The sequence below is a fragment of the Priestia sp. HNGD-A6 genome (assembly GCF_045784335.1).
Classification (GTDB): domain Bacteria; phylum Bacillota; class Bacilli; order Bacillales; family Bacillaceae_H; genus Priestia; species Priestia zanthoxyli.
Map to the genome: position 1 here is coordinate 4657448 of NZ_CP138621.1, position 12640 is coordinate 4670087.

General features: G+C 38.9%; 14 protein-coding genes. 10 read left to right on the forward strand and 4 right to left on the reverse strand.

Annotated features, from left to right (window positions below):
* Positions 1-3: 3 nt before the first annotated feature.
* The 7 genes from SCI76_RS24095 (at position 4) to SCI76_RS24125 (ending at position 7380) form a co-directional block, all read left to right on the forward strand.
* The gene (locus SCI76_RS24095; RefSeq protein ID WP_033580495.1) at positions 4-393 is read left to right on the forward strand and encodes a VOC family protein; all 390 of its coding nucleotides are present in this window, start codon (positions 4-6) and stop codon (positions 391-393) included.
* Positions 394-842: 449 nt separating this feature from the next.
* A complete protein-coding gene (locus tag SCI76_RS24100) occupies positions 843-1202 on the forward strand; it encodes a hypothetical protein (RefSeq protein ID WP_310883953.1) in 360 nt (119 codons plus the stop codon).
* A gap of 439 nt (positions 1203-1641) precedes the next feature.
* Positions 1642-3144, forward strand: coding sequence for a glucose-6-phosphate dehydrogenase (gene zwf / locus SCI76_RS24105; RefSeq protein WP_048019604.1), 1503 nt, complete (start codon positions 1642-1644; stop codon positions 3142-3144).
* A 28-nt stretch (positions 3145-3172) separates the two neighbouring features.
* A complete protein-coding gene (tkt, locus tag SCI76_RS24110; protein ID WP_048019605.1) occupies positions 3173-5167 on the forward strand; it encodes a transketolase in 1995 nt (664 codons plus the stop codon).
* 38 nt (positions 5168-5205) lie between these two features.
* Positions 5206-6099 (forward strand): phosphogluconate dehydrogenase (NAD(+)-dependent, decarboxylating), encoded by an 894-nt coding sequence (gene gnd / locus SCI76_RS24115; RefSeq protein WP_047750468.1) that lies wholly within the window; start codon positions 5206-5208, stop codon positions 6097-6099.
* A 48-nt stretch (positions 6100-6147) separates the two neighbouring features.
* Positions 6148-6816, forward strand: coding sequence for a fructose-6-phosphate aldolase (gene fsa / locus SCI76_RS24120; protein WP_014459236.1), 669 nt, complete (start codon positions 6148-6150; stop codon positions 6814-6816).
* Positions 6817-6894: 78 nt separating this feature from the next.
* Positions 6895-7380, forward strand: coding sequence for a hypothetical protein (locus SCI76_RS24125; RefSeq protein ID WP_033580500.1), 486 nt, complete (start codon positions 6895-6897; stop codon positions 7378-7380).
* Positions 7381-7510: 130 nt separating this feature from the next.
* On the opposite strand, the gene SCI76_RS24130 is transcribed toward SCI76_RS24125, so the two are convergent.
* Entirely contained in the window at positions 7511-8056 is a 546-nt protein-coding gene (locus SCI76_RS24130) for a GNAT family N-acetyltransferase (RefSeq protein ID WP_048019606.1), read from the reverse strand.
* Positions 8057-8352: 296 nt separating this feature from the next.
* Here SCI76_RS24130 and SCI76_RS24135 point away from each other — a divergent pair, with 296 nt between their 5' ends.
* The 3 genes from SCI76_RS24135 to SCI76_RS24145 all read left to right on the forward strand — a co-directional run bounded on the left by SCI76_RS24135 (position 8353) and on the right by SCI76_RS24145 (position 11058).
* Entirely contained in the window at positions 8353-9633 is a 1281-nt protein-coding gene (locus SCI76_RS24135) for a glycosyltransferase (RefSeq protein WP_240962097.1), read from the forward strand.
* Between the two features lie 22 nt (positions 9634-9655).
* Positions 9656-10312, forward strand: coding sequence for a TetR/AcrR family transcriptional regulator (locus SCI76_RS24140; RefSeq protein ID WP_048019653.1), 657 nt, complete (start codon positions 9656-9658; stop codon positions 10310-10312).
* 152 nt (positions 10313-10464) lie between these two features.
* Positions 10465-11058 (forward strand): hypothetical protein, encoded by a 594-nt coding sequence (locus SCI76_RS24145; RefSeq protein ID WP_028414498.1) that lies wholly within the window; start codon positions 10465-10467, stop codon positions 11056-11058.
* 39 nt (positions 11059-11097) lie between these two features.
* Here the strand turns inward: SCI76_RS24145 and SCI76_RS24150 are convergent, their stop codons facing one another.
* From SCI76_RS24150 to SCI76_RS24160, 3 genes are all read right to left on the reverse strand, one after another.
* Positions 11098-11442, reverse strand: coding sequence for a DUF1516 family protein (locus tag SCI76_RS24150; protein WP_407544584.1), 345 nt, complete (start codon positions 11440-11442; stop codon positions 11098-11100).
* A gap of 163 nt (positions 11443-11605) precedes the next feature.
* Positions 11606-11977, reverse strand: coding sequence for a DNA-entry nuclease (locus tag SCI76_RS24155; RefSeq protein ID WP_372454473.1), 372 nt, complete (start codon positions 11975-11977; stop codon positions 11606-11608).
* Between the two features lie 191 nt (positions 11978-12168).
* The gene (locus tag SCI76_RS24160) at positions 12169-12633 is read right to left on the reverse strand and encodes a FixH family protein (protein ID WP_407544586.1); all 465 of its coding nucleotides are present in this window, start codon (positions 12631-12633) and stop codon (positions 12169-12171) included.
* Positions 12634-12640 lie beyond the last annotated feature (7 nt).

Sequence of the window (12640 nt, forward strand, 5' to 3'; positions counted from 1 at the left end):
GCAATGATTAAAAAAATCGGTCAAATTATGGTGTATGTAAACGATCAAGATCAAGCGGTAAAGTTTTGGACAGAAAAAATGGGATTTCAGGTTATGTCCGAACAAAATAATGAACAAGGCATGAAGTGGATTGAGCTAGCGCCGGCAGCGGGTGCTGAAACAACCATTATCCTTCATAACAAACAGCTAATAGCAAAAATGCAGCCAGAATTAAACGTCGGAACTCCTTCGCTTCTGTTTTTTACAGAAAATGTGGATGAATTATACAGCGATTTAACGGCTAAAGGCGTAACGGTGGGAGAAATGGTATCGATGCCTTCAGGAAAAGTCTTTAATTTTTCAGACAGTGAAGGTAACTATTTTGCAGTTATGGAAAACGTGGATCATAAATAAAGGGAAAAGAAAAAGCACCGGGAGCATTCACTCTCGGTGTTTTACATGTGGGGCAGGGTGAGTTACTCTGCGTCGTTATTATAAATCAAGGGGTGATGCCTCTCATGATAAAACTAATAGGAGAAAAAGTGTTGTTAAGAGAAGCGTGAATTAGAGAAGCACGTATTGTAAATGGAAACTATTTTGACAGCATTAAAATGGGCATTCTGCGAAGAGAATGGGAAAGTCATCGTAGTAAGAGCTGTAATAGAAAAGAATACAGAGGTGAACGAAAGCATTGATTAATATAGTCTCATTATTTAAGGCTTCTTCCTTTATAACTGGAAGAAGCTTTTCTTATATCAATCATGTCATCTGTAAGACCTAGCGTGTATAAAATTAGAAGAAGGAACGTTTATATAGATCTGTTCAAAACAGTTACTGTGTTAAAAACATCAGGGGGGAAATGCATGCGGGTAAACTTTAAAGAATCTGCAAAAAGAAGCGTGAAAAAGGAGAGAACGCTGCAATTTACGCTAAATGTAATCGGAATATTTATGTTTATAGGGGTTTTAATCAGATGGTGGACTGTTCCGTTCGCTATTAGTAACAACCTCGGAATTTATTATAATCCAGATTTTCAAATGAAGCCCAGTGAGTGCAAGGAATTTCTTGCATTCGTTTTATGCGCAGCAGGCGTGTATTTTAGTTTAGTAAACATCTACTTTTTAGGCAAAACAGGTAAAAAATTAGTCTATACCGTTCTTGTTTTACTGGCTGTTTTTAGTCTCTATATGATGGTTATACTTCTTGCTGTAGCTACGCATTAAAGACGTGCGTGCAGCTTAAAAGAAAGAGGTCAAACTTTCTTTCTCCCTTAAATGGTTTTACGATTTTTCTATGTAAAAAACAGATAAGTCTTCAAACGTCTTCATTAGCTGAGCTTCCATATTACTTCCACCTTTTGATATTTTCACTGACACATATGTAGACATTATGTGCGTTTTTGCTTTCATACAATTCTATCAAATCCATTAAAACAGTTTTATTTTTTAAATTCAACTAAAAAGTATTTTCATTATTTTTCCATAAATTATCTAAGATAAGCGGCTATAAGGTTTAAAGAACAAAAGAAAATTGAAATGATTTTTTATGAGTTTTATATCTTGACGAAAAAATATTTCAGGAATAAGATAGGTTACATAAAGTAACGAATGAAAGAAAAGTTACTTTTTAAAGATTATATTTTTCCTAACAGGAGGAAGAGATATGGAAGCGATGACTTTTGTTTTATTCGGTTCAACAGGTGATTTAGCGAAACGCAAAATTTATCCTGCACTCTATAATTTATTTGTAGACGGGAAAATCCCTAAATCAATTTCTGTTGTAGGACTAGGCAGAAGGGAGATGTCCGACGCTGACTTTCAGGAAAAAGTAAAAGAGTCTATTCATACTTTTTCACGTCGCGTCGAAAAAGATTCATCTCTTATGCAGCATTTTCTTTCAGCTTTTCGCTACAGCCCATTGGATGCAACGAATGCTGAAGATTATAAAAAGTTGTTAAATCTAGTAGAAGCACGCGAAGAGGAACGAAACATTCCAAGCAACCGAATGTTTTATCTATCCGTTGCACCAGAATTTTTTGGTACGATTGCCGAGCATATTAAAGACAGTGGCTTAGGTGCTACAAAAGGTTGGAAACGGTTAATTATTGAAAAACCGTTTGGTCATGATCTACAGTCAGCTCGTCAATTAAACGAAAACTTAAGCAAAGCGTTTAAAGAAGAAGAGATTTACCGCATTGACCACTATCTTGGCAAGTCGATGGTACAAAATTTAGAAGCGCTGGAATTCGCTAATCCTATTCTTCAATCATTATGGAATAACGAACATATTGCGAATATACAAATTACAGCAAGTGAAACGGTCGGCGTAGAGGAAAGAGCAAGCTATTATGACCATTCAGGAGCCATTCGAGATATGGTTCAAAATCATATGCTGCAAATGCTGATGATGACGGCTATGCACTTACCGGCCCGCATTAGCGCTGATGATATTCGAAACGAAAAAATAAATGTGTTAAAAGCGCTTCGTCCGCTTGTAAAAGAAGATATGGATCTAGACGTTGTTCGCGGTCAATATGAGGCTGGAAAAATAAACGGGGCTTCAGTGCCGAGCTACATAAATGAGCCCGGTGTATCACCATCTTCTCAGACGGACACGTTTTTAGCAGCCAGACTATATATCGATAATTCGCTTTGGAAAGGCGTTCCTTTCTACATTCGTACAGGGAAAAGAATGGCGGAAAAAGCGACGCGAATTGTTATTGAATTCAAAGACTCGCTAAAAGAGTTGTACTTAGACAAAGGAGAAACAACATCTCCAAATCTGTTGATCATTGAAATTAACCCGCACGAAAATATTACGCTGCAGTTAAACAGCAAAAATCCATTTAATCATGGTCATATTGAGCCTGTACAAATTAATTTTTCAGGTCAGCAAGAAGGAGCGCCGGAAGCATATGAACGCCTTATTGCAGATGCATGCGCCGGAGATTCTACATTTTTTGCTCATTGGAAAGAAGTAGAGCTAGCTTGGGAATGGGTTCAGCCGCTTCTTGAAGCATTTCAGGAAAATACAGTGCCGCTTCACAAATATGCTGCTGGTTCACACGGCCCTGACGCATCAAATGAGCTTTTAGAAAAAGACGGTTTTAAATGGTGGTTGGATGAAGAAACAGCAAGTCAATCACGAGAAGTACAGCCAGTTTAATACAAACAAATTGAAAGAAGGATGACACATGAGTACCAACATAGATACACTCGCAGTTAATACGATTCGCACCCTGTCAATTGACGCGGTGAACGCAGCTAATTCAGGACACCCTGGACTTCCGATGGGAGCGGCTCCGATGACCTATGCGCTGTGGGCGAATCACTTACAGCATAATCCGGCAAATTCAAGCTGGTTTAACCGAGATCGTTTTATCTTATCAGCCGGTCATGGCTCAAGCTTACTGTATAGCATGCTGCATTTAAGCGGATACAATGTATCAGTAGAGGATTTAAAAAGCTTCCGCAAGCTAAATAGTAAAACACCGGGTCATCCTGAATTTGGCCATACGGATGGCGTAGAAGCAACAACAGGTCCTTTAGGTCAAGGAATTGCAAATGCAGTCGGAATGGCAATGGCAGAAGCCCACTTAGCAGCAAAATTTAATAAACCAAATTTCTCTGTTATTGATCACTATACGTATACGTTAGTAGGCGATGGTGACTTAATGGAAGGCATTTCTTATGAAGCGATGTCAATGGCTGGCCATATGAAGCTTGGTAAACTTATTGCTTTATATGACTCCAACGATATTTCGTTAGACGGGGAATTAAATCTTTCATTTAGCGAAAATATCCAAAAAAGAGCGGAATCTGCAAACTGGCAGTATTTACGTGTAGAAGATGGAAATGACGTGGATGAAATCACAAGCGCCATCGAAAAAGCGAAACAGAACACGGAACAGCCAACGCTCATTGAAGTGAGAACAATTATTGGCTACGGAAGTCCAAAAGTAGCGGGAACAAATAAAGCACACGGCAATCCCCTTGGAGAAGAAGAAGCAAAAGCAACAAAACAAGCCTACGGCTGGAAAACGGAAGAAAACTTCTATGTTCCAGAAGAAGTAAAAGCTCATTTTGAAAAGCTAGAAGAAAAAGGGATGAAAGCAGAAGCAGAGTGGAACGAACTGTTTGCTTCTTACCAAAAAGAATACCCTATGCTGGCTGATGAATTAGAGCGTGCCATTACGGGCGAAGCGTTAATTGAAGTGAATGATATTTTAACATTCTCATCAGAAAAAGCGATGTCGACTCGTGTTGCAAGCGGGGAAGCGATTAATTATTTCACTAAATCTGTGCCATCTATTTTTGGAGGCAGTGCTGATTTATCGCATTCCACGATGACGGACATTAAAGAAGAAGGCCCTTACGCACCCGGATATTTCGGTAATCGAAATATTTATTTCGGCGTACGTGAACATGCAATGGGAGCGGCCGGTAATGGAATGGCCCTTCACGGCGGTGTGAAGCCGTTTGTCAGCACATTCTTTGTTTTTAATGATTACTTGCGTCCAGCGATTCGTTTAGCTGCACTGCAAAAGCTGCCGGTCACATATGTGTTTACTCATGATTCCATAGCAGTAGGAGAAGATGGACCAACTCATGAGCCGGTTGAACATTTAGCTTCTCTTCGTGCAATTCCAGGGCTTACCGTAATCCGTCCGTCTGATGCAAACGAAACAGCAAGCGCTTGGGCTTATGCGCTTCAGCAAGCGGAAGGTCCTATAGCCTTAGTGCTTAGCCGTCAAAACTTGCCTGTATTTGAAGAAACAAAACAAAATATCAACGACCTAGCTAAAGGTGCTTACGTATTAACCGAAACAAACGATAACCCGGAGATGATTTTCATCGCCACAGGTTCTGAAGTAGCACTAGCGGTCAGTGCAAAAGCTCAGCTAGAACGTGAAGGTACATCCGTACGAGTTGTAGCGATGCCTAGCTGGGAGCTGTTTAACAAGCAGTCAAAAGAGTATCAAGATCGCGTCTTGCCTGAATCTGTTTCAAAACGAATCTCTCTAGAAATGGGAATTTCACTTGGCTGGGAACGCTTTGTAGGGCCAAAAGGAAAAGTTTTAGCAGTTGACACATTTGGTGCTTCAGGAACCGGAGCTGATGTGATGAATCTGTTTGGATTTACAGAAGAAAACGTAGTAGCACAGGCAAATGAATTACTAAAGGCTTAAATAAGAAGATAAAAAGATAAATAGAAGGAGCGGTTCACATGAAAGTAGGATTAGTTGGTTTAGGGAAAATGGGGATTAACTTAGGACAAAACTTACTGGATCAGCGTCATGACGTTGTAGCATTTGACGTAAATTCAAACGCAGTTGAACAAATGAAAGGGTACGGTGCTTCAGGAGTATCAAGCTTACAGGAGCTTGTTCAGTCACTCGAAACACCAAGAGTTGTATGGCTGATGGTTCCTCATACCGTTGTTGATTCTGTTATTAGTGAAGTGACGCCTCTTTTAGCTGAAGGAGATATCGTTATTGAAGCCGGAAACTCTCATTACAAAGAGTCTATTCGACGCTATAACGAGTTAAAAGAAAACAAAATCCACTTTATGGACGTTGGAACATCCGGCGGAATGGAAGGCGCTCGTAACGGCGCTTGCTATATGATCGGCGGAGATCGTGAAGCGTGGGAAATTGTTGAACCTATTTTCCGCGATACAGCAGTAGAAAACGGATATCTATACGCTGGAGAAGCAGGCAGCGGGCACTTTTTAAAAATGGTTCATAACGGGATTGAATACGGCATGATGGCTGCAATCGGAGAAGGATTTGAAGTTCTTGAAAAAAGCCAGTTCGACTACGATTACGAAAAAGTGGCGAGAGTGTGGAACAATGGATCTGTTATTCGTTCATGGCTCATGGAATTAACCGAAAATGCATTCTCTAAAGATGCTAAGCTAGATGACATCAAAGGAGTTATGAACTCTTCTGGTGAAGGGAAATGGACGGTAGAAACGGCTCTAGACCTTCAAACAGCTACGCCGGTTATTGCGATGTCTTTACTGATGCGCTATCGCTCGCTTGAAGATGATACCTTTACAGGAAAGGTAGTTTCCGCGCTTCGAAACGAGTTTGGCGGTCATGCTGTGGAAAAGAAATAACAAGTGAAATAGTGGGTATAGTAAAAAAACTAATGGAGGAATGAAAAAATGAAATTTTTTATTGATACTGCAAACCTTGACGATATTAAAAAAGCATACAAAGTGGGCGTTTTATCTGGCGTCACAACAAACCCTTCTCTTGTTGCAAAAGAAGGCGTAAAATTTGAAGATCGTATTGAAGAAATTTTAAAAACCGTTCCAGAAGTAGAATCCGTTTCAGCAGAAGTGACGCCGGATGCCGAAACAGCAGAAGACATGATTGCCCAAGCAGAAGAACTAATCAAAATTAACGGCGGGGATCAAAACATTACGATTAAGCTTCCAATGACAATTGCTGGATTAGAAGCGACTCGCTACCTTGCTAAAAAAGGTGTAAAAACAAACGTAACGCTTATTTTCACTGTAAACCAAGCGCTTTTAGCAGCTCGTGCAGGTGCAACATATGTATCTCCGTTCCTTGGTCGCCTTGATGATATTTCAGAAGACGGCGTGCAGCTTGTGGCTAAAATTGCCGAGCTGTTCCGCATTCAAAATATCGACTCTCAAATCATTGCGGCTTCTGTAAGACATCCGGATCACGTTACACGCGTAGCCCTTGCCGGAGCTCATATTGCAACTATTCCATATTCAGTAATCGAGCAGCTTGTCAAACATCCTTTAACCGAACAAGGAATTGAAAAGTTTGCGGCTGATTGGAAAAACGCTGTTCAAAACTAAGTAAAAGATAAAGAACGTGCGCATTCTAGAAAAAGAATGCACGCGTTCTCTCATAATATCCTTAAAGAGGTAAACATCATGAATACAGTAGACGCTAAAATTATTAAAACCCAATACGGTTCAGAAGTTTATGTAGACGATGCAGAGCATATTAACTTTAAAAGCCTTCATGCGCCGAAAGTTAATCAGCCGCTCTATCGCATTGAATTTGAAATTGGCTACTTTTTATTAAAAGAACACAGATATTACGAATACGAAAAAAACTATTTTTGGCTTGCAGTAAGCGAAGATTTTAGTAAGCTAATTATTCAAGAACCTGATATGGAGAGCTTATTTGGAGCTAAAAGCGAAGACGAAAGAACGGCAACAAAAGAGCTTTTAAGTCAGTGGCTCATTCATACCGAGGCTTATAAAAAGCAATTAAACCAGCATATTAATGACTGCAAAAAAAGTAATGAAACAAATGAGGGCATAACGGCTATTTTAGAAAAGTTGCTGCATATTTCAGCAGCAGACATTGAACAAGCCCCAATCGAGAAATTAGCTGCTTCACGAGCAGTTTGACTTAAAAAGTAGGTAAGCATTCATAACTGCAATAGAAAAAGATGCTTCGCTTAAAACGCGAAGCATCTTTTTCATTTTTTATAAAGAGCGGTTTTATCTTTAGGAAAGGTTCTTTCCGCTAAAGTACCTGTTACTTAAATAACTTATACCAATATAAAGTGGTTTCAATAGTAGGATTATATGACTGCTTTAGTGTGTCAACTCCACCTAGTATAAACCCTTGTTTCACATAAAATCTACATGCACCAAGATTATCATCTTGTGCTTCCAAGGACATTCCTATAAGTTTTCTTTGTTTTGCCCACTCTTCTGCTTTATTTAAAAGCAACTTTCCGACTCCACTGCCTCTATAATCTTTTTTAGTAGCAATGTTTTCAATATAACAGAAGCGATTCCAATCCTTACTTATTCTAATCTGTCCTATGCAAGTAGTATTCATATAAGCTAAAAACAAAGATTTATCCTCTTGGTTTATATATTGGTTCCAATCAAGTTTGTCATCTGGAAAACGTGTTTCTCTAGCTTCATCAAAAAGAACTTCTTTATAAGACCACTTGCCTGATTGTAAACTGGGGACAACTCTACCATATAGCTTAAAATAATCATTTGTTATATTGATATCCTCTATTAAGTCATTATTTAATGGAGAAATAGTGAGTTTACTTTCACTACCCAATAGTACACACTTCCTTTTATGATGTTTTGAAAAAATTTTATTTAAGGATAAGTAAATCCTATCTTATTCAACATTACTGTCCGTTAGCTGAATGAACCTCTCTTTATACACTACTATAAAGAGTAAATTTTTCCTGGTTATAATTAAAAGCAACAATCTTTACGAAAAGAGCCTTAGGAAAATAAAGGATAGTAATAAAAAACGACAATATTGTCGTTTTTTATTGACGAATTAATCGGAGAAGGGTACATTATATTAAAACGACATAGTTGTCGTTTTAATATAAGGAGGCTGAAATGATGCTTATTACGATGTTAACAACAGGAACTCGAGGAGACACCCAGCCTTTTATGGCTTTAGGATTAGAGCTAAAAAAGAAAGGATACCGTGTACGAATTGCCGCTTCAGAAGCTTACCAAAACTTCATAGAATCGTACGGGTTTGAATATGCCATGCTTCGAGGAGATGTTTCTAAAATTATAGAGAGCGGAGCAGCTGACGACGCAATTAATGCAGACAATCCTCTCAAATTTTTTTCAAGCTTAAAAAATGAAAAGATGATGGGTATGATGATTAATATACAAGAAGATTTGCACAAAGCATGCAAAGGAGCCGATGCAATTGTATATCATCCAGGTGCGGCAATTGGTTATTTTGCTGCTAAAGAGATGAATATACCAAGCATTCTAGCGAGCCCTTTTCCAATGACACCAACAAAAGATTATCCAGCGTTGATCTTTTATGATCGACCACGGTTTGGAAAAACATATAACAAGCTGACGCACCGTATTTTTGAATGGGGATTTTGGAAGGTAGTAAGTGGTCCTTTAAAAAAATATTGGGTTCAGCAGCATGGAGAAGGACCTAACGATTTTTTATGTCCGTACCCAAAGCAGCGTACAGCAGCTAACCCAACCATTGTTTCATCAAGTCCCGCCGTATTTTCCGTATCTAAAGATTGGCCTGAACACGTTCATTCCTACGGAAATTGGTTTATGGACAGTGATCATAGCTATCAGCCGGAAGAGAGGCTGGAAAGATTTTTAAAGGCTGGAGAACCGCCGGTTTATATTGGGTTTGGAAGTGTTGGGGATAAAAAAAACGCAGACGAAACGACTGCTTTAGTGATTAAAGCCTTAAAACTTGCAGGGAAACGAGGTATCATCAATACAGGAGGAAGTGGAATGAATCACACGGAGGGGATAGCAGAAGACATTTTCTTTGTAAAAGATATCCCTCATGAGTGGCTGTTTCCTAAAATGTCTGCCGTTGTTCATCATGGAGGAGCGGGAACAACAGCCGAAGGCCTTCGAGCTGGCGTTCCAAGTGTTATTATTCCTTATGGAAATGACCAATTCGCTTGGGGAAGAAAAATTTATGAGCTGGGAGCTGGAGCAAAAGCCATTCCGAGAAAAGAATTGACGGCTGAAAAATTATCCACAGCTATTTCCTATACACAAGTTAATGAAATTCAATCCAAAGCACAAGAAATCGGAAAACAAATCCGAGCTGAAAAAGGAGCCGAAAAAGCAGCTCAGGTGATTATTAATACACTCGAGACATTCGGGAATAAATAAAAAGTAAGCGAGCGTGAAAAAAATGCCAAAAGTAAGGGAAGGATACGCTGAAAAAAAGAAGCAAGAGATTTTAGAAGCAGCCAAAAGAGTATGCAAGAGCAAACCGGTGCATGATGTAGCCATGCGAGATATCGTTTTGGAAGCTGGAATGAGTCAAGGAGGCGTGTACAAATATTTTTCAAACCTTGATGAAGTATTTGTCGGACTTCTTAATCAAGAAAGCGTCAGCTATAAAGTAAAAGATAAAATTGAAGCCCTGCTTCAGACAAAGAAAGACTCCTTTGAAATGCTGCATGATTTCATTATGTATATTGGAGAGCATATCCAAGAATCGATGACAGCAGGAGGAGAAATTTACTTTGAACTAGTAGCATTGTATTCAAAAGACCCTCAGCGTTTTATGAAAATTGAAGATCAGCTAGTTGAAGTATCGAACCTTAAATATATTCAAAAAAAGCTTCACGACTTTATTACGGAACAAATAGAAGTAAAAAATTTTTCTCCGGCTGTACCAACAGATGATCTGCTAGCTTTTATGGCTACAGCGATCAACGGAATTACGCAAAATCCAGCTCTGGTCTACAACGTAGATGGACAGAAACAAGCTGCAGAGGAGACAAACGTAGAGCGTCATATAAACACGCTGTCAATAGCTGTCCGAAAGCTGTTAGGAGAATAAATAAAGTTGCAACCTTGAAAATTCCTCTTAGTATTGCCAGCAGTGTTAGGTATGTTTAGAAAAATGGTGTGTCACTTCTCCGTCTCTTTTGAATAGTTTTGCAATAATTAAGCATAATACGACTGCAAACTATATTTAAGGAGATGGAAAAAATGAAAAAAGGACTTATCATTGCTTCTTCGGTTCTTTTCCTTTCAGGCCTAGCTGCGTGCGGAGGAAATAAAGACAATAACGCAATGGACAATACTCAAAATGATTTACGCAACACTTCTACAAACGACGGAGTTGATAACAATATCCCAATGGATAATACCGATCAGCCGACCAAGTCAGTTGAAGCAGCGCAAAATGTAGAAGATATGAAGGAAGTTGATGATGCATATGTGCTTCGTGATAATAACAACGCCTATGTAACAGTAGACCTAGCTGGAAATGACGCAGCGGACAACAATGATAACGGCAAGGTGAACACCGTAACGTATAACGGCGATACTTATCATGAAGTTTCAACTGATTTTGAACAAAAAATTGCGGACCGCGTGAGAGAAGCAGATAGTAAAATTGACAAAGTATACGTGGCGTTTGTCAACACGGGTTTAGACAATATGAATAACAACAATAACGTACCTGGTGTAGATAAAAATGACAACATCTATAAAGATGATGAAAAAGACAACAACCGTGATCCGGAAGATATTGTAGAAGATCCAAAAGATATGATGGATCGTAACAACAAAGATCAATAACATAAAAAGGCCTCTGAATCACCAGAGGCCTTTGGTTCATTAACTAAGTTCAAGTAAAGAAATAAAAATCGGAAGAACACAGCAAGAAACGGCTGAAATAAAATCAAGCTCGTTCTGTTTTTTTGCAGAAAGCGTGAACTCCATCAAAATAATTGTCAGGATACTCATGAAAAGCGTTGCATAAAAAAGAAAATTGCGCTGACTTTCCACTAAAAACAACACCGCATTTAAAATTAAAATAACGGCATAAAGAAACTTAAGCAGCACGTGAAGCTGCATGCTGAATTTATTCTCTTGTTTGTAGCGCAAGATATAGACAAAAAAGAAAATAAATAAAGTTAATTGCCATGAGGCAGGAAGTAACTGCTGCCATAGATTGTCCAAGAAACTCATTCCTCCTATAAAACGATGATGCATATATGTATAACATACATTTTTATTTTAAAAGTGAAGGGTATCTTTAGGCAAGAACAATTCTTCCTTTTTTATTCTTTTTCTTATACAGGCTTTCAACATAAAAAAAGAATGGTCGCAATGACCATTCTTTTTACTTCACTTCAATTAAAACCTTCGTACCGTCTGGAAACTCATCTACTTGATGTGAAATCCAAGACCCGGCGCCTCGGTTGTCTGAAGGCTTTACATATTCAATATCTGCGCCGCTTCCGCCTTCTTCACAAAAGGCCATCGGAAACTCATCTCGGTCATAGCCGCTTTTAGTCGGAATGCCTTTTAAAGACTCACGGCGGTTTTCTTCAGCACCGTCTCGATCGATTGTACAAACAGCCGATTTTCCTTTATCGATTGCATGTTGAATGTGCGCTGCAGTTTCAGGGTAACGATCAGCAGGGAAGGTAATTACTTCATCGTAGGAGGGATTCGTTGAAGAGTTCTGCTCTAACGGATTTCCTTCAATCATAACAATAACGGCTATTACTAAAATTAAAATACCAGAAACAATTTTTTTCAACCTGTAAAACTCCTTTATAAAACGTTTATCACTCTTATTGTAAAGTAATAAGAAAAAAATGTAAAAACATATAATGGAACTAGCTAGAATTCATAAGACCAACATAAGCTCACGTTCAGCTGCTGAACGTGAGCTTATGTCTAATGATGAGAGTGGTGATGATGCGTTTCTTTTTCAGCTGGCTGCAGTGAACGTAACTCTTCTTTTGATAATTTGCCTACTGCGACTTGCTGAGTAGGAAGAATGTGCTCACCGCGAGCATTAATATCGGTTTTAATATAGTAAATACCATCCTCATTAAAGGCAGCTTTTGCTTTATACATACTGCCGTCATAATGTGCCTTTATTGTTTCAACTTTACCGGGAGCATCTTTTTTCCACACGTTAAACTGAACGATTTTGGCACCATCCACCGTTTTATTTTCTTGCATTACGTGCACTTTTAGTACCTGTGTGCTCTGTGGCTCTATATTTTCAGGAAGCATCACATGCGCCGACAGAGGCTTTTGCTGCTTGTAGAGCTGGTCTGCGTCACTGTTTACAGAGCACGCGGAAAGCACAAGCGTACTGAGTATGACTAGTCCGGACATTTTCCATTTATTCATTGTCACT

Excerpts from the sequence above, each read along its gene's own strand:
- SCI76_RS24095 (WP_033580495.1), top strand. The coding sequence starts at position 4 with ATGATTAAAAAAATCGGTCAAATTATGGTGTATGTAAACGATCAAGAT.
- SCI76_RS24100 (WP_310883953.1), top strand. The coding sequence starts at position 843 with ATGCGGGTAAACTTTAAAGAATCTGCAAAAAGAAGCGTGAAAAAGGAG.
- zwf (WP_048019604.1), top strand. The coding sequence starts at position 1,642 with ATGGAAGCGATGACTTTTGTTTTATTCGGTTCAACAGGTGATTTAGCG.
- tkt (WP_048019605.1), top strand. The coding sequence starts at position 3,173 with ATGAGTACCAACATAGATACACTCGCAGTTAATACGATTCGCACCCTG.
- gnd (WP_047750468.1), top strand. The coding sequence starts at position 5,206 with ATGAAAGTAGGATTAGTTGGTTTAGGGAAAATGGGGATTAACTTAGGA.
- fsa (WP_014459236.1), top strand. The coding sequence starts at position 6,148 with ATGAAATTTTTTATTGATACTGCAAACCTTGACGATATTAAAAAAGCA.
- SCI76_RS24125 (WP_033580500.1), top strand. The coding sequence starts at position 6,895 with ATGAATACAGTAGACGCTAAAATTATTAAAACCCAATACGGTTCAGAA.
- SCI76_RS24135 (WP_240962097.1), top strand. The coding sequence starts at position 8,353 with ATGATGCTTATTACGATGTTAACAACAGGAACTCGAGGAGACACCCAG.
- SCI76_RS24140 (WP_048019653.1), top strand. The coding sequence starts at position 9,656 with ATGCCAAAAGTAAGGGAAGGATACGCTGAAAAAAAGAAGCAAGAGATT.
- SCI76_RS24145 (WP_028414498.1), top strand. The coding sequence starts at position 10,465 with ATGAAAAAAGGACTTATCATTGCTTCTTCGGTTCTTTTCCTTTCAGGC.
- SCI76_RS24155 (WP_372454473.1), bottom strand. The coding sequence starts at position 11,977 with ATGATTGAAGGAAATCCGTTAGAGCAGAACTCTTCAACGAATCCCTCC.
- SCI76_RS24160 (WP_407544586.1), bottom strand. The coding sequence starts at position 12,633 with ATGAATAAATGGAAAATGTCCGGACTAGTCATACTCAGTACGCTTGTG.